Annotated in this window: 15 protein-coding genes and 3 pseudogenes; 6 read left to right on the top strand and 12 right to left on the bottom strand. The window is 35.6% G+C overall.

Annotation, left to right across the window (positions count from 1 at the left end; genetic code table 11):
- Nucleotides 1-590 precede the first annotated feature (590 nt).
- The gene (locus COE49_RS00010) at nt 591-3,635 is read left to right on the top strand and encodes an efflux RND transporter permease subunit (protein WP_098945633.1); all 3,045 of its coding nucleotides are present in this window, start codon (nt 591-593) and stop codon (nt 3,633-3,635) included.
- Nucleotides 3,636-3,679: 44 nt separating this feature from the next.
- Here COE49_RS00010 and COE49_RS00015 read toward each other — a convergent pair.
- The 4 genes and pseudogenes from COE49_RS00015 to COE49_RS00030 all read right to left on the bottom strand — a co-directional run bounded on the left by COE49_RS00015 (nt 3,680) and on the right by COE49_RS00030 (nt 6,825).
- Nucleotides 3,680-3,918: pseudogene (locus COE49_RS00015) on the bottom strand (hypothetical protein).
- A 123-nt stretch (nt 3,919-4,041) separates the two neighbouring features.
- On the bottom strand, nt 4,042-4,962 hold the full coding sequence (gene pstA / locus COE49_RS00020) for a phosphate ABC transporter permease PstA (protein WP_098945634.1): 921 nt from the start codon (nt 4,960-4,962) through the stop codon (nt 4,042-4,044).
- 2 nt (nt 4,963-4,964) lie between these two features.
- Nucleotides 4,965-5,855 (bottom strand): phosphate ABC transporter permease subunit PstC, encoded by an 891-nt coding sequence (gene pstC / locus COE49_RS00025; RefSeq protein ID WP_140417490.1) that lies wholly within the window; start codon nt 5,853-5,855, stop codon nt 4,965-4,967.
- A gap of 70 nt (nt 5,856-5,925) precedes the next feature.
- Nucleotides 5,926-6,825, bottom strand: coding sequence for a phosphate ABC transporter substrate-binding protein PstS family protein (locus COE49_RS00030; protein ID WP_141556599.1), 900 nt, complete (start codon nt 6,823-6,825; stop codon nt 5,926-5,928).
- A 508-nt stretch (nt 6,826-7,333) separates the two neighbouring features.
- Between COE49_RS00030 and COE49_RS00035 the strand changes: the two genes are divergently transcribed.
- The 3 genes from COE49_RS00035 to COE49_RS00045 are packed head-to-tail and all read left to right on the top strand — an operon-like array spanning nt 7,334 to nt 9,688.
- Nucleotides 7,334-7,591 carry a FeoA family protein gene (locus tag COE49_RS00035; RefSeq protein ID WP_088232588.1) on the top strand — a complete coding sequence of 86 codons (258 nt, stop codon included), beginning with the start codon at nt 7,334-7,336 and terminating at the stop codon, nt 7,589-7,591.
- Nucleotides 7,588-8,310, top strand: coding sequence for a FeoB small GTPase domain-containing protein (locus tag COE49_RS00040; protein WP_088232587.1), 723 nt, complete (start codon nt 7,588-7,590; stop codon nt 8,308-8,310). The genes COE49_RS00035 and COE49_RS00040 overlap by 4 nt, the downstream gene beginning before the upstream one ends.
- Complete coding sequence (locus COE49_RS00045) at nt 8,288-9,688, top strand: nucleoside recognition domain-containing protein (protein WP_088232586.1); 1,401 nt, start codon at nt 8,288-8,290, stop codon at nt 9,686-9,688. Before COE49_RS00040 ends, COE49_RS00045 begins: the two co-directional genes overlap by 23 nt.
- 59 nt (nt 9,689-9,747) lie before the next feature.
- Here COE49_RS00045 and COE49_RS27465 read toward each other — a convergent pair whose 3' ends face one another.
- The 8 genes and pseudogenes from COE49_RS27465 to COE49_RS00085 all read right to left on the bottom strand — a co-directional run bounded on the left by COE49_RS27465 (nt 9,748) and on the right by COE49_RS00085 (nt 16,252).
- Nucleotides 9,748-9,885, bottom strand: a complete 138-nt coding sequence (locus tag COE49_RS27465; RefSeq protein WP_000493986.1) for a hypothetical protein — start codon at nt 9,883-9,885, stop codon at nt 9,748-9,750.
- 11 nt (nt 9,886-9,896) lie between these two features.
- Nucleotides 9,897-11,063: a Ger(x)C family spore germination protein gene (locus COE49_RS00055; RefSeq protein ID WP_140417489.1), complete on the bottom strand. Its 1,167-nt coding sequence runs from the start codon at nt 11,061-11,063 to the stop codon at nt 9,897-9,899.
- The gene (gene gerLB / locus COE49_RS00060; RefSeq protein WP_088232584.1) at nt 11,047-12,171 is read right to left on the bottom strand and encodes a spore germination protein GerLB; all 1,125 of its coding nucleotides are present in this window, start codon (nt 12,169-12,171) and stop codon (nt 11,047-11,049) included. Before gerLB ends, COE49_RS00055 begins: the two co-directional genes overlap by 17 nt.
- Nucleotides 12,172-13,650, bottom strand: coding sequence for a spore germination protein GerLA (gene gerLA, locus COE49_RS00065; RefSeq protein ID WP_098253309.1), 1,479 nt, complete (start codon nt 13,648-13,650; stop codon nt 12,172-12,174).
- Nucleotides 13,651-13,840: 190 nt separating this feature from the next.
- A pseudogene (locus COE49_RS00070) lies at nt 13,841-14,044 on the bottom strand (sodium:solute symporter family protein); the annotation flags it as partial.
- A 1-nt stretch (nt 14,045) separates the two neighbouring features.
- Nucleotides 14,046-14,237 carry a DUF3311 domain-containing protein gene (locus COE49_RS00075; protein WP_088232583.1) on the bottom strand — a complete coding sequence of 64 codons (192 nt, stop codon included), beginning with the start codon at nt 14,235-14,237 and terminating at the stop codon, nt 14,046-14,048.
- A gap of 1 nt (nt 14,238) precedes the next feature.
- Nucleotides 14,239-15,408 (bottom strand): amidohydrolase, encoded by a 1,170-nt coding sequence (locus tag COE49_RS00080; protein WP_088232582.1) that lies wholly within the window; start codon nt 15,406-15,408, stop codon nt 14,239-14,241.
- A gap of 130 nt (nt 15,409-15,538) precedes the next feature.
- The gene (locus COE49_RS00085) at nt 15,539-16,252 is read right to left on the bottom strand and encodes a C39 family peptidase (protein ID WP_170952784.1); all 714 of its coding nucleotides are present in this window, start codon (nt 16,250-16,252) and stop codon (nt 15,539-15,541) included.
- 261 nt (nt 16,253-16,513) lie between these two features.
- Between COE49_RS00085 and COE49_RS27850 the strand changes: the two are divergent.
- Both COE49_RS27850 and COE49_RS00090 read left to right on the top strand, forming a co-directional pair.
- Nucleotides 16,514-16,675: pseudogene (locus tag COE49_RS27850) on the top strand (amino acid permease); the annotation flags it as partial.
- A gap of 282 nt (nt 16,676-16,957) precedes the next feature.
- Nucleotides 16,958-17,833: a cytochrome aa3 quinol oxidase subunit II gene (locus tag COE49_RS00090; RefSeq protein ID WP_088232581.1), complete on the top strand. Its 876-nt coding sequence runs from the start codon at nt 16,958-16,960 to the stop codon at nt 17,831-17,833.
- Nucleotides 17,834-17,842: the final 9 nt, after the last annotated feature.

The raw sequence follows: 17,842 nt of genomic DNA on the forward strand, positions 1-17,842 counted from the left end.
GTTCAGTTTTCAAAGAACTTGTCCGCCGCTTCAGAAGCGACTTCATCATATTAACATCTTCATTTTTCGATGTCAACTATGTTTTTTAATTTCTTTTTTATCGTTTTCTGCGTTTCCGCATCAGCGACGTTTATTAATATACCATTATGATTTTGAAATAACAAGTATTTTTTATAAAAAATACAAAAAAATTATCCACTCTACTTCCTTCTATAGAAAGAACTATTATCTTTTCTACTAAAAACGAGTATTTCAATTGTATACCAACAGACCCTGATTAACCAAATTGTATTCCACAATAACTTCTCATATTTTCATTCCCTTCTATATTAAAGTTCATAATCATTTACCTCTCTATAGAATAACGATATAAATAACGAATCCCTCACACATTAAAAAGCAACTCGAATGAACACTTTCTTCTCCAACCCACCATTTCACTTTCTACAAATACTAAAATCTCCACAAAAACATTAACTTAAGATTATTGTTAGAATTTTTTTACATTTAATTAATGAAAAATATCCATTTTTTGTTATATAGTAAGAACGTGCCCACAAAACTATAAATATTAATGGAGGAATTATCTTATGGATAGGTTAACAAAGTTTTCATTAAAAAACCGAGCCGCTATTATTATCATGGTTTTTCTCATTTCCGTACTCGGCGTTTATTCCGGCTCTAAATTGCCTATGGAATTTTTACCCAGCATCGATAACCCTGCAATAACTGTCACGACATTATCTCAAGGGCTCGATGCTGAAACGATGACCAAGGAAGTAACTGATCCCCTTGAAAAACAATTTCGTAACTTAGAACATATTGATGGCATCACTTCTTCCACACACGAGGGATTATCACGTATCGACATTGCATATACATCCAAGGCAAATATGAAAGACGCGGCACGCGAAGTCGAAAAAGCAATTAATATGATTAAATTACCTAAAGATGTATCCAAGCCTGTAGTTAGCCAATTAAATACTTCTATGATTCCACTCGCTCAAATTACCATTCAGAAGCAAAACGGATTTTCAAAAGCTGACGAAAAACAAATCGAGAAAGAAATCGTGCCACAACTCGAAAACATTGATGGTGTTGCTAATGTCATGTTTTTCGGAAAATCAACTTCCGAATTATCCATTGTACTTGATCCTAACAAACTAAAAGATAAAAGCGTAACATCAGAGCAAGCATTAAAAGTTTTACAAGGAAAAGAAACCTCCACTCCAGCTGGAGCAATTACCGTTAATAAAGAAGAATACAACCTTCGTGTAATCGGAGATATAAAAAATGTAGATGACATTAAAAATATTACCGTTGCACCTCAAGTAAAATTGCAAGATGTTGCTCAAATTGAACTCAAACAACACTATGATACAATCTCACACATAAACGGAGAAGAAGGCACAGGATTAGTCATCATGAAAGAACCAAGTAAAAATGCGGTGGCAATCGGAAAGGAAATTGATAAAAAAGTTAAGGATTTAAGCAAAGAATATAAAGGTCAGTTTTCTATTAAACTTCTAGCCTCAACTCACGAGCAAGTCGAAAATGCTGTTACTAGTATGGGAAAAGAAGTAATCCTGGGGGCAATTGCCGCAACTCTTATTATCTTAATTTTTTTACGCAGCTTCCGAACGACACTCATCGCTGTCGTCAGTATTCCTTTATCTATTTTATTAACACTCTTTTTACTACATCAATCTAACATCACACTTAACATTTTAACTCTTGGTGGTTTAGCTGTTGCAGTTGGACGTCTTGTCGATGATAGTATCGTTGTCATTGAAAATATTTTCCGCCGTTTACAAAAAGAATCTTTCTCTAAAGATATTATTCTCGATGCAACAAAAGAGGTCGCCGTCGCAATTACTTCTTCTACTTTAACAACGGTCGCTGTTTTTTTACCGATCGGCCTCGTATCAGGAGTAATCGGAAAATTAATGTTACCTATGGTATTAGCAGTTGTATATTCTATCCTTTCTTCTTTAATCGTTGCATTAACAGTTGTTCCACTTATGGCCTTTTTACTACTCACAAAAACAAAGCATCGCAAGACGATTTCTTCACCACGATATGTCGCTACATTAAAATGGGCTCTTTCTCATAAATTTATCATTCTACTTACTTCTTTTTTATTATTTGCAGGATCAATCGCCGCCTACATAGTACTACCGAAAGCGAACATAAAGTCTGAAGACGATACAATGCTATCCGTTAATATGACATTTCCAGCCGATTATGATTCTGAATCTCAAAAACAAAAAGCCTTTGATTTCGAGAAGAAACTACTCTCTAATTCCGCTGTCACAGATGTTATTTTACGAATGGGATCAAGCGCAGAAGATGCACAATGGGGACAAACGACTAAAAATAATCTTGCTAGTATATTTGTAGTCTTCAAAAAAGGTTCTGACATCGATCAATATATTAAAGAATTAAAAAAAGAACAAAAAGCTTTTGAGCCCGCCGAACTCGAGTATATAAAAACGAGTTATTCAAGCTCTGGCGGTGGCAACAATCTCCAATTTAACGTAACAGCTACTAACGACACGAATTTAAAAAAGGCTGCTAACATCGTCGAAACGAAATTAAAGAGTATGGATACTCTTTCGAAAGTAAAAACGAATTTAGAAGACTCTAAAAAAGAATGGCAAATTCACATTGATCAAACAAAGGCTGAACAACTAGGTTTAACACCAGAATTAGCTGCTCAACAAGTATCCTTCCTTATGAAGAAATCACCTATTGGTGAAATTTCAATCAATAACGAAAAAACTACTATTATGATAGAACACAAAAAGGAAAACATTAATAAACAAGAAGATATTTTAAATACAAACATACTATCACCTATTAACGGACCAATTCCTTTAAAAAACATCGCGACTATTTCAGAAAAACAAACTCAAACAGAAATTTTCCATAAAGACGGAAAAGAAACGATTCAAATTACCGCAGAAGCTTCAAATGAAGATTTAAGTAAAGTAAGCGCAGAAGTAAACAAAGCGATAGCCGACATAGATTTACCTAGCGGCGCAAAAGTAAATATCGCAGGCGCTACTGAATCTATGCAAGAAAACTTTACAGATTTATTTAAAATTATGGGGATTGCAATTGGGATTGTATATTTAATTATGGTTATCACCTTCGGGCAAGCGCGCGCCCCTTTTGCAATCTTATTCTCCTTGCCATTAGCTGCTGTCGGTGGCATTTTAGGATTAATCGTTTCACGAACACCTGTTGATATAAACTCCTTGATTGGTGCATTAATGTTAATTGGAATCGTCGTTACAAACGCTATTGTATTAATAGAAAGAGTGCAACAAAATCGGGAACACGGCATGGAAACAAGAGAAGCCTTACTCGAAGCTGGTTCTACTAGACTACGCCCAATTATTATGACAGCTATTACAACAATCGTTGCAATGCTACCACTCCTGTTCGGTCAATCACAAGCAGGAAGTATGGTATCAAAAAGTCTAGCCGTCGTCGTCATCGGTGGTTTGGCAGTCTCAACTGTTCTTACATTAGTAGTCGTTCCCGTTATGTATGAACTATTAGATAAAATTGGGAGAAAAAGGCGCTCTCGTAGAAAAATAAGCACTTCTACAGAAACACCGGATATTTAAAAGCTAAAGGCGTTATCTTCACGAATGAAGATAACGCCTTTTCTCTACCTCCTGGTGTAATCCATCATTTTTTCCGCATACTGCTCTAGGGATTCACTAGAATCCACAATAAGATATTCACTATTTAACTGTCTTTTGCTACCATATAACCACTTTTTCAATTTGACTAATCATAATTATTAATCTCTTCTATATCATTTATAGCACCTGTTAACTTCGTTATACACTTAGAAACTGTCGACTTTCCCGCCCCAGGAAGACCTGACATTTGCAGAAAAAACAATCCCTCATTCGCACCTATTCAGCTATATAATTAATTACAATGCAACACTCATTACATTCGTTCCTTCTATTATTAAAATACAAAAAACTCCCTACTTATAAATAGAGAGTTCTCCTTTGTAACTTATGCTGCTTTTACCTTCTTCGCCGCTTTACTTTTTCTTTTCGTTCCTGTAAAACGTTTGTGTAATACAGATGCTACAAAACGTGAAATGATATTGAATAGTAATACCATAATAATTAATACAGCGGCAGATTTTGTCGCAATTAACTTCGCATCTGGGATAACCCCTTCAGAATTTAACTTCCAAATGTGAACCGCTAACGTTTCAGCCGGTCTAAATGGATTTAAAGGGTGCGAAGGGCTCGATAAATCCGCTGCTGAATTTAAAATTGGAGATGTTAAACCCGCTGTGTAAATTAATGCTGCCGCTTCCCCGAATATACGACCCGCTGCTAAAATAATCCCTGTAATAATTTGTGGTAATGATGACGGAATAATAATACGAGCGATCGTTTGCCACTTTGTTGCACCTAATCCAAGACTTGCCTCTTTTACATTAGGAGGAACTTCTGAAATCGCATTTTCACAAACACGAGTTAAACCTGGTAAGTTTAAAATAGTTAAAGCAAGAGCACCACCCATTACCGTGTATCCCCAACCTGTCATTGTAACAAACACTAACAAACCGAATAAACCAACAACAATAGAAGGTAAAGACGCCATCGTCTCAATACACAAACGAACAAAACCTAAAAAACGTCCTTGTTTTGCATACTCGGCTAAATATATTCCAGCTCCTAATCCAAGAGGAATAGATATAACAAGCGTTATAACAAGCATGTAGAAGGAATTGAATAACTGCGGACCAATTCCACCACCAGCTCTTGTATTGCTTGGTTCTCCAAACAAGAAATCAGGATCCCAAAATCCCCATCCCTTTTGTAAAATTTCAAACATCAAGAATACTAGCAGAGCTACAACTAAAGCCGCAACTGCGTAAAAGATACCCGTCCAAATTTTATTTACCGTTCTTGCATTCATTATTATCGCTCACCTCTTTGTCCAATCGCTCGAATTACTAAAATAAACAGGAATGAAATAACAAGTAAAATCATCGCTAAAGTCCATAGCGCATTGTTCCAAGCAGTTCCGTTCAATGTATTTGTCATATCCATTGTCAAAATACCTGTTAACGTTGCTGTCGGACTATATATTCCTTCTGGTAATTTAATCGTATTTCCGATTACCATTTGAACCGCTAACGCTTCACCAAAAGCACGCGCTAAACCTAAAACAATACCTGTCAAAATCCCTTTTTTAGCAGCCGGAACAATTACACGGCTAACCGCTTGCCATTTCGTTGATCCTAGACCATAAGAAGCTTCTAAATATTCAAACGGAACAGAGCGGATTGCATCAGAAGCGATACTAGCAATAGTAGGTAAAATCATAATACTTAGTACAATAATACCTGCAATTAAACTAAATCCTACTCCCCCAAATGAATCACGTAATAACGGAACTAAAATCGTAACCCCTAATAATCCGTATACAACTGAAGGAATACCGACTAATAATTCTAAAACAGGCTTCAATACTTTGTTTCCAAACTTTGGCGAAATTAAATTCATGAATATAGCAAGAGCTATAGCAATCGGCGCACTAATAATAACCGCACCTAATGAAACCACTGTTGAACCTACAATAAAAATCAAAGCCCCAAAGCTTCCTTCGTCAGCATTTGGATTCCATTTTGTCGATGTTAACATCTCAGTAAATGAGATACCACTTTGCGTAAAAGATTGGATTCCTTTACCGCAAATAAATGCAATAATAGCTAATGTAATTAAGACAATTAAAATACCACAAAACGTAACAAGTGTTCTTCCTATATATTCACTTTTCACGTAATTAATTTGTTTTTTCCCCTTCATCACAGGACAGACCCCACTTCACAGATTGAAATGAACAGGACTGGCCTTGCAGCCAGCCCCATAAATTTGATTACTTATTTAATTTAGACATTGGAATGTAACCCATATCTTCTAGTTGTTTCTCAAAGTCTTTACCTTTTACATAATCAATGTAAGCTTTTGTTGCTTCTTTCGCTTCACCTTTTGTTACCATGTATTCGTAAGACCAGAATGGATATTTACCAGACGAAATATTTTCAACTTTCGGTTCAGCACCATCAATTTTCACTGTTTGTAGCGCACCTTTTTTCTCACCAACCATGTAAGACATTGCTAAATAACTTATTGAGCCTGGCGTAGAATTAATCGCTTGCTCTACTGCACCGTTAGAATCTTGTGTTGTACCAGTTCCATCATTGATTTTCGCATCTTTCATAACTGTCTTTTCAAATGTAGCACGCGTACCAGATGAAGCCGGACGATTAATTACGTTGATTTTTTCATCTTTCCCGCCTACTTCTTTCCAGTTTGTTACTTTTCCAGTAAAGATATCTTGTACTTGTTGTACTGTTAAGTTATCAACTTTTACATCTTTATTTACGACAAGAGCGAATGCAATACCCGCTACCTTGTTATCTACTAGTTCTTTCGCCTTTTCAGCATCTTTTATTTTATCCGAAGACGGAACATCTGAGTTACCAATTTGAACTGCACCAGATGCTACTTGGTTAATCCCAGTTCCACTACCGCCACCTTGAACTTGAATAGAAACTTTTGAATTTTCCTCCATGAATTTCTTTCCAGCTTCCTCCGCAAGAGGCAGAAGAGCTGTAGAACCAGCCGCTGCAATCGTACCTGATAATTCTTGTTTTGCACTATCGCTTCCTTTAGCAGCCTCTTTATCCGTACTTTCTGCTTTTCCACATCCAACTAATGCACCTGCCACAACTAAAGCTGCTAAAGAAAATTTAATACCTTTTTTCATAACCATGTCTTGTACCCCCATTTGGATTATCGCTTTTCGAATTCATTTTCTTTCGAACCTAAATTCATTGTAGGACAACAATATTATGTGAGTGTTAAGCAATTTTTAAGTTTAAGTAAATAGAGGTAACAGTCCGTAAAAGCTAGACATTCCAACATTTATAGTTAAAAAAGCCAACAAAACCCACATTAAACATGAAGTATTGTAAATTTAATCTTAACAATGTAAATCTAATGTAAATAACTTTCTATATTTTGCCCTTTAGCTTAAAAATATATTTACAATTTCGCTCTCTTTTTCATTTTTACACCCTTACTTTATTTACATTAAAAAGAATTTCAGTAATATTTTTTAGTACAACTAAATAAATTGGAACAATTCTAAAAATAATTGAATATTTTTAAAGTACTAATTGACAGCATTATTCAATGTGGTCTACTATATTACTAACAAAAAGTTTACCTAAGGAAACTTTTTAAACTAACACTAAAAATATAGAGATGAGGTAACTTTTATGGTATCGGCTAATACTAAACCTCTTTCCGATTTTAAAACAGGGGAATTTGTACAAATTGAGAAGATACAATTAGAAGGAACTATGAAACGACGTTTATTGGATTTAGGATTTATTCCTGGGGCAACGATTAAAGTATTACAGCGCAGTCCACTTGGCGATCCAGTCGCTTATCAAGTAAGTAACACAACGATCGCACTGCGTAAGGAAGAGAGCTCCCTTATTTTCGGGATATTAATAGGAGATGATTTCAGATGAGCAAACATCGTATTGCTTTAGCTGGTAACCCGAATACCGGGAAAAGTACATTATTTAATACTTTAACAGGCTTAAAACAACATACTGGAAACTGGACGGGAAAAACTGTTTTAAAAGCTGAAGGGGAATATGAACATAACGGAAGTAATTATACATTAATAGATTTACCCGGAACTTACTCACTGTATTCAAATTCTGCAGATGAAGAAGTAGCAAGGGATTATATTATATTTGAAAAGCCAGAAGTAACTGTAGTCGTTGTAGACGCAACTGCTATGGAAAGAAACTTAAATTTAGCACTCCAAGTGATGGAAATGACAAGCAACGTAGTCATTTGTATTAACTTAATTGATGAAGCCGAGAAAAAAGGTATCGTTATTGATGAAAAGAAATTAGCAAAATCACTCGGTGTACCTGTAGTTAAAATTTCAGCTCGTAACCGAGTAGGTATTGGTCATTTGCTAAACGTCATCGCTAAAGTGGCAAATAGAAAGCTAATTCCAACACCAATTAAAGTTACTTATAGTGAAAAAATCGAAAATATGATTCGAGAATTAGAACCACAAATTTATAAAGTATTCGGTGATACGTATCCAGCACGTTGGATTGCATTACGTATATTAGATGGAGATAAAAATTTCTTAACTGCACTTCAAAAACACCATAACGAACCACTTGTAAGGGAGGTCATAATCAATGGAATCTCACTCAGCCAGTAAAGCTCTTCCATTAGACTATATTATTCAACACGCTCAAACACTTTCAAAAGAAGATATACGAGATGATATTGTCGGAGATATTTATCGAACATCTGCGAGTATCTGTAAAGAATCTGTTCAATATACAAATACTGATAAATTGTATCGTTCTGAGAAACTAGATAAAATTTTTACATCTCCAATCTGGGGATTCCCAATCATGCTAGGTATTTTATCTATTATTTTTTATCTTACAATTGCAGGTGCTAACGTACCTTCTGATATGATTGCTGAGTTCTTTGGATGGGCAGAAGGATATTTAACATCTTGGTTCCAAGCAATGCATGCACCTGAATGGTTACATGGCATTTTAATACTTGGTTTATTCCGTGGTATCGGTGCTGTCATTAGCGTTATGTTACCACCTATGGCAATCTTTTTCCCCATGTTCGCACTATTAGAAAACTACGGATACTTACCACGTGTCGCGTTTAATATGGACCGCTTGTTTAAACGATCTGGCGCACATGGTAAACAATCTTTAACGATGGCAATGGGATTTGGTTGTAACGCCGCAGCTATTATGTCAACACGTATTATTGAATCACCACGTGAGCGTATGCTTGCTATCTTAACAAACAACTTTGTTCCATGTAATGGACGCTGGCCTACATTAATTTTAATGGCTTCATTATTTATGGCTGCTGGATATACAGGTAGCATGCAAACACTTGTTACTGCCGGCGTTGTAGTTGGAATGGTTGTAATTGGTGTTATTATGACATTAACCGTCTCTTGGGTACTATCAAAAACAGCTTTAAAAGGCGTTCCAACTCACTACACACTTGAATTACCACCATACCGTAAGCCAAAAGTTTGGAATACCATAGTTCGTGCAACACTCGATAAATCAGTCTATGTTTTAAAGCGAGCTATAGTTGTAGCTGCCCCTGCAGCTGCATTAACTTGGTTACTTGCTAATATTTTCGTCGGTGACACAAGCCTACTTATGTATTTCGTAAACTTCCTAGATCCATTCGCTAAAATGCTAGGACTTGACGGCTTTATTCTAGCTGCATTCATTCTTGGGTTACCCGCTAATGAAATTGTTATCCCGATTTTATTAATGTCCTACTTATCAACTGGAGCTTTAACTGAAATAGATGATTTTAATCAGATCAAAAATCTATTCTTAGAAAATGGTTGGACTTGGTTAACAGCATTAAACACAATGTTGTTCTCACTTCTTCATTTCCCATGCGGAACAACACTAGTTAACATATATAAAGAAACAAAAAGTGCGAAATGGACATTCTTATCGTTTGCAATCCCTACCGTAATCGCCATTGTTGTTACATTCCTCACTACACAATTGGTACATTGGTTAGGGCTTGTATAAACAAAGCATATGTGAAGGTATCCCCCTTCACATATGCTTTGCGTAAAAGAAACCTGAAATTATTCAGGTTTCTTTTTTTGCACATCAGTATTCCAAGGCTGTGCTCCATACGTTGTAATTTTTTTATGAATGAAGTATATAGCTCCTGGAAGAACCGCCATTAATATCGTGCAACTAATTCCTAATCCAGTAAACAACTTACATCACCTTATTTCACTCTCTTCGGTAACGCCGAACCTGAATGTTCAATTGTTGGATGAACATGAACAGTAATTTCAGCATTACTAAAATAATTTTCGCCTTGATCCCAATTCTTACTTATTTTTTTCCACTCTTTATAGTTATGCCGTTTATATACCTCTCCTAGTTCTAAAACATCCACCTTATATTTTTTTTGAACAAGTCGTATTGACTTTTCAATACGCTTCTTCATTTCCTTTGAAATCTCTTTCGCTAAAAGGTTTTCATTCATCACTTGTTTCGGTTCATTAAAATGCAACTCAGCTAATGTCCCTTCTGTAGATAGATAAATATCAAACTTCGGTTTTGTAGCATTTGTCGTAGACACCTTAATCTTTCGGCGCAACTTATGAATTTCATATGTAATTAGCTGATCTTTTTTACGAACAGTAAAGAAACCTCCAATTTTTTTACCTATTATATAGTTCATCCCTAATGTTTGTTCCCCACTCAAAGTTCCAACACATTTATTATCCTTTCCACGGAACAATGCTGCTCCTTCCATTTGCACCCCTTGTTTCGTTAGCCCTAAAAGAGGTAATGCGAAGCTTCGGTTTGCGATCATTTTCCCCTGTACTACACCAATTCTTGCAGCCTCAATCATTTCCGCATTTTTCGGAGGATGTTCAGCTAACATATCAATATACTGAGCCGGTAAATTTTCAGGTTTTGCACTCTGCTTTAAAAGAGCTTCTGCCTTTTTCTCAGAAACAAACAAACGAATATTTCTTCTCATTTCATGATCGCGAATGTATACATCTAATGTATTTTGCAAAACATGTGGATTCGCCAGTAATTCTTCCGAAAAAATAATCACTTGTATATGCGGAAAAAATAATGTTCGACTAATTTTTGTAGCAATAATTCTTATTTGCTCAAAGACACTATCTGCTTTCGCACTTACGTTAATATAATTTTTACTATCTCCCCCCCCTTGTCCACCTTGTTGCGACAATTTACTCGGGAGTACCATTTGATACGTCCCTTTCATAATCGGATTCGATTTCTTCTCCTTCACAATATCGTAGGCCGCACCTACTACAAATCCTCTTTCTTCTATTTCTTCTAGTTCAGAGCACCCACTTATACATCCAGCTAAAACCATAACCATTATAATTTTAAGAAGGTTTTTCATTTCTACCATTCCTTCTTTTTATTTTATATACAATAAAAACTAACAAAGGCGCTAACACAACAAAACCCATATCTATCCAAGCTAAATAAGTTCCGTAATTTGACAACGTATTTAAATTACCCGGCAACATATTCACCATAAAAATCATAGGAGCACTCACGAAAATGAAAATATGCTTCTTCACTTTCGGAAACATAGCACAAAACAACAAAGAAGCTACGTCATAATACATTGCAGTAGTGTTATAAATAGTAATAATCCAAGTCGTAAAAAAAATCGCATCAAATCTTTCTAAAAAACCTCCTCCAATTTCAATTTCTTTTCCTAATTCAATTGTTGGATACGTTAATCCACGGGTTGTCATATATGTAAAGACACTAATACAAGTTACATAAATTAAAATGTACGACAGCACGTTTACCATCACTGCTTTTGCAACTGCCATTGGTGCTTTTTTCGCTGTCTTATCGTTCAACATCACAGCATAAAACAGAGCTACCTCAAATCCAATAAACGTAAAAATAGAATTTTTAACTCCTACAGCATATTGAGTGACGCCCGTTTGAAAAGCTGGAAATAAATTATTTATTTCCATTAAATTTATATTCAATAAAGAAAGAAGTACTATCGCAATTAAAACAATAGGTAAGAACATAACATTTAACCGTAAGAAAGCTGCTCTCGATCCTGCTATTCCATAAATAACAACTAATAAGAAAAAGAAAGACAGTAGCTGTACGGGCGTATCACTAAATAAATATGTTTGTGAAATAATTGCAATCATTCGCGATTCATACGCTGTCAAAGCAGCAAACGTTAATACTAAAATGCTACTAATTGTGTATGCAACAGGCTTCGTCAAATGTGTACTTGTATATTGAACAAAGTTTTGCTTTGGGAATAAAATAGCCACCCTCGTTACAAACCAACCTAAAACCGCACATATCAATCCACCCAAAAGCAAAATAATCCAACCGTCCGAAAATAAAGTTTGATTGGCAATATCCCTTGGCATAGACAATGCACCTATTCCAATAATCGTCGACGATACTGCAAATCCAATTTCCCGAGATCCAATTTCTTCATCGCCATACTCAAATGGTTTCAATTATTCTCGCTCCTTTGGACGTATTGTAGAATCCTTCGTTTGCAAGTACTCTGGTCTCTCTTTCAACATTGATTTTGGCAAACGAACAATTTCTTCTTTCCAATCTTTATAAAACGCAGGAGCAATCGGAGTTGTATACGGTACACCAACGCTTGTTAAATTCGTAATATGAACACCAAGTGCGATAAGAGCTAGAATAATTCCATACAATCCAAAAGCCGTTGCAGCTAATACGAAGACGAACAGCAAAATCCGAAACGTAATCGTAATACTATATACAGGCAGTGAGAACGTAGCAATTGCAGTAACTGCAATAATAATGACTAAAAATGGATTTACAATCCCGGCATTCACCGCAGCTTCTCCAATTACAAGCCCCCCCACGATACCAATCGTTTGTCCCATCGGCTTTGGTAATCTAATTCCAGCCTCCCGTATTAACTCCATCGTTAATGCCATCATTAACGTTTCAATATAGGCTGGAAACGGAACACCTTCTCTTGCTCCAGCAATTGAATAGGCTAATTTAGATGGAATCAGCCCTTGGTGATATGAAACGAGCGCTACATATGTTGCTGGCAACAAAACTGCCATTATGCCAGAAATCATTCGTAAAACTCTCAATAACGTCCCAATCACCCAGCGCTCGTAATGGTCTTCTACCGATTGAAAAATATCAACAAATACGAGCGGTGCAATAAGAGCAAACGGTGATCCGTCTACTAAAATAGCCGCCTTTCCTTTCGCTAATGAGGCCACAATATTGTCAGGCCTTTCTGTATTCAAAAACTGCGGAAATGGCGATAGGTTATTGTCTTGAATTAATTGTTCAATCGTACCCGTCTCAAAAATAACATCTGTCACTATTGATTGAAGGCGCCGATCTAGTTCTTTTACAATATAAGGGTTAATAATATCTTCTATATATACTAGGGTTACTTCTTTCTGTGATCGCTTCCCCATAATATAAGATTGAAACCGCAACTTCGGATCACGTAAACTACGGCGAATTAGCATTTTATTCACATTAATATCTTCATTTAATCCAACTCTCGGTCCACGGATTAAATCTTCTGTCACTGGAGGTTCTAGACTTCTTTTCTCCCAAGCCCTACTATTAACAACGATAGCAGTCTGATTATTATCGATTAAAATAACCGTATCTCCTGCTAAAATTGCATTCATAATATCTGGAAATGTTGTCTTTACACTCACTTCCGCGATAGAAATAAAACGATCCAATAACGTTTGAACAACAGCTGCTTCATTTGGAATTTCTTCGTATTGCAGTGTACGAATTACATATTTATAAACATTATCCTTGTCTGTTAATCCACATAAAAAAACAACTGCACAACGTGTAAAACTACCAGCAAGAGCGACTTCTCTAATTGTTAAATCATTAGGTGAACCTAACTCATCCCTAATTTCTTTCATAACTTCAAACAAGTTACCTTTTAACTCTAACAATTCCCCCACCTAACTTCCTTTTCAACAAGTTTTTAGTTAGATTCCACTAATAGAAGCAAATATATACAAAAAAGAGCTATCTCTTTTCAAAGATAGCTCTCATACATGAATTATTTTTCTACTATTATATTCTCTCTTTATAGATACACTTTTCGTAAATTCACTAACTACAAATATCACAACAAGATTAATTAACAATGCGACTATATGCCCAGCCACTTCCTCCTAAAAATGTGAATGTCGTATAAATTTCTCCTGCCATAAGAAGAAAGACGAAGATTGTTCCAAACCCTCTTCCTCCAACTGACCATTGTTCTAAATTCATATCTTTTCCATGCTGCGCCCGAATCCCTAAAAAGAGTACCACAAATAAAAATAAAATAATGATAAGTAGTGCTGTCATTTTATATCCCCTTATTAGCAGAATCGAATACGTACACAAGTCCCATACAAAGAGAGGTAATGAATACCGATAATAATACCCAAAATAATAAAAATGCCATCCCGAGTACGTAAGGAGTGACCGAATTTGCAAATACTGGTCCAACTACTAAACAAAGAACTGGAATAAGCGCTAGCACGTGTAGTGTCTTCATCTCATTTATTTATGAAATTCATAATGGATGATACAAAGACTTCCACTCCAATTGGCAATGCGTCTTCATCAATCGTAAAACGAGGATGATGGTGAGGATATATAATTCCTTTCTCTTTATTTCCTGCTCCGATAAAAAAGAATGTCCCTGGTGCCTTTTGTAAAAACGCGGAAAAATCTTCCCCAGCCATCGTCGGCTGTAAACGAGTAACTCGTTCCCTTCCATAAAGCTGTAATGCTGTTTGCTCTATAAGCTCTGTAACTTCATAATCATTTACTACTGGTCGATATCCATATTCATACGAAAACGTATATTTCGCTCCGTAAGCCTCCGTCACATGCTTCACAATCCGTTCGATCCTTTTCTCTGTTTCTTCTCGCAACTCATGCCTTAAACTCCGTACTGTCCCTTCAATCTCCGCTTGTTCTGGAATCACATTATGGGTTGTCCCAGCATGAAATTGCGTAACAGATACTACGAGAGAATCTAACGGATTCGTGAGACGAGATACAATTTGCTGAAGTTGCGAAACGACTTGTGCACCGATTGCAATACTATCAACCGTTTCATGAGGGATTCCAGCATGTCCACCTTTTCCTTCTATCGTAATTTTAAAAACATCTGGTGCAGCCATTGCAGGGCCATAAATTACACCTACTTTCCCAACCTCTAACGACGCCCAAAGGTGAGCACCAATAATATAATCTACCCCCTCCATTACACCTGCTGTGACCATCTCCTCTGCACCACCTGGAAAATTTTCTTCAGCATGTTGGAATAGAAAACGAATCTCCCCTTTAACCTTCTCTCTTTCTTCTACTAACTTATGTACGACCCCAAGTAATATCGCCATATGTCCATCGTGGCCGCACGCATGCATCACACCTGAATATGTAGAAATAAAATCAAACTCATTTTCTTCATGAATAGGAAGAGCATCCATATCGGCACGAACCGCAATTGTTTTACCAGGTTTCTTACCGATTAACTTTGCCATTACACTATATTTAGTAGGCCTTGATACTTCTAAATGCGGGACATTCCGAAGTATATCGAATACAAATTGAGATGTTTTTTCTTCTTGAAAAGATAACTCTGGATACTTATGAAAATGCCTTCTCCACTCAATCAACTGATTCTTTGACAAAACAAGTTCCTTTGCAACATCCATTTCTCATCTCCCCTTCTTCACCAAGTTAAATGTTATTATAGCGTGAATCACTTTCACTTAAAAGAATATTCCGAATTTTCAGTAATGATATTATAAAATAAAAAGGCATCCTTAGATGACTTTTTATTTTTTATAATATAGTAATTGCTTGTTTCCCCATTTGCTCCCAAGCTTTCTCAAATTCTGCTCGTGGAACAGCGAAACGCGGATTGTTTTTTAGAGGATCATTTACATATACAAAGTTTTGATCATATCCAACCACTACTACACTGTGCTCATAATATGTAATTTTCACTTCTCCTGAACCCGTATTCCATGTTTCAAAACTACTTTCAGCTAGCGGCTTAAACGTCGTATTAATAATGACCCACACTGGTGAACCAGAACTAATTACTTTATATAAATCTTGCACGTCTCTACCCGTTAAATTAAGTACTTTTTCAGGAATATATTTTTCTGCTAAATTAAAAATCGGTTGATTATATACGCCATATCCAGGTTCAGATTTCGTATAAATGTTACCAACAAATCCTTCATAAGGGTTGCCTTTCAATCCATTCTGTTCGAATGGGACGCGATGGATCTCACTAGCAAGTTGCATCTTATCTATTTGAATACCGTTATATTGTAATAACATAGCTAAACTTGTCACTTCGCATCCTCGAGGTAATTCTGGTAACTGTTTTATGAATGGTACATTTTCAATCATTGCCGCTTCTTTCATTTCAGACATGAAATCTAATCGTATTTGTTGCACTTTTTGCATAATTTTATCTTTCCCTACAAAAAAAGCTACGCATAATATTATACCGAGAACAAAAATATATTTTAACTTTTTCACCATTAACCAAACTCCATTATATCAATTATTTTTAAGACGTAACTTCTCTCATTGTACCTTTCTTCTCACTAGTTTGCTAGAAAGATTATGTAAATTATCATTCATATCTATATCGTTATAAAATTCCAATTATTTTTAACAAAAAGAAAAATGATGTGTTTTTTCGTAATTTTTTGCTAAAATCAAAATTATTAACGTAGTGACGATATCACCTTGTTAATACACATTCTTATTGTATTTAGTCATAGTTCTTTTTTGCATACTTCTTTCATTACATTTGTTAGTTCAACTTTCATTCCAGATTAGAGAATCGCTCTTTATTGCGGCATTCCATTTCTGATTATTTTTTACATTTTATACTAAGTTAAATATAAAAAAGTTGTCACATTTGAACAGCAACGAACTATCACACGCGAAATAAACTAAATATACAAAATATTCAGCTATCTTCCTTATGATAAGATAGCTTTTTTCTATTTCTTGGATATCTTGGTATAACTTTATTTATCTTAAAATTTTCACAATCACGCTTTTCTCTGGAAAATAGTTTACAATGTAATCAAGTTACAAATGATATTCACCTTAAAAAGTGTGCATTTGTGTCTATTTTTTAACAATATCACAAAAACTATTGCCTTCTATAAATTAATAGGTTTATATTGTTTTATTGGCATAGTTTCAATCCAAGGAGAAAGGAGATTTTCAATCGTGCAACTAAAGAAAGCGTTTTGGAAGTTGGCTTCGCTTCTTCCGTTATCATTACTTCTGTTCCTCGGTGGCTGTGATAAGAAACTCGCAGTATTAAATCCGCAAGGACCTGTTGCAAAAGCACAATATGATTTAATTATTTGGTCATTCGTGCTTATGTCGTTAATTATCGCAATTGTATTCATCTTGTTTACAGTCATCTTGATCCGTTATCGTGAAAAACCAGAGAATATGGACTATGAGCCACCTGATCAACACGGTAACACATTATTAGAAATCATTTGGACGCTTGTTCCTGTTATTATCGTTATCGCATTATCGATTCCAACAGTTAAAGCAACTTATGCTTCGGAAGAGGTTCCGGAAGAGTCCAAACATATTAAACCAGTTGAAATTTATGTTACATCTGCAAACTGGAAATGGTTATTTAGTTACCCGGAGGAAAAAATTGAAACCGTTAACTATTTAAACATCCCAGCTGGTGTACCAATTCAATTTAAGCTTACTTCTGTAGGTCCAATGAATGCTTTCTGGGTTCCAGAACTTGGTGGTATGAAGTACACTATGGACGGCATGATTATGGATTTATATTTACAAGCTGATAAGCCTGGCTCTTACCTAGGCCGTAGTGCGAACTTCTCTGGTGAAGGATTCACTCACATGGAGTTCGAAGTTGAAGCAAAAACAAAAGAAAAGTATGACAAGTGGGTTAAAGAAGTACAAGAAACTGCTCCTAAACTAACAGAAGATAAGTACAACGAAATTGTTAAACCTGGTGTAGTTGGTCGTATGACGTTCTCTAGTCATCACTTAAGTTATGTAGATCCAAAATCACTTGAATATTGTGATTACAACTACTACAAAAACAAAAAATAATAGCTATTA

This window comes from Bacillus sp. AFS029637, from assembly GCF_002584985.1.
Lineage (GTDB): Bacteria > Bacillota > Bacilli > Bacillales > Bacillaceae_G > Bacillus_A.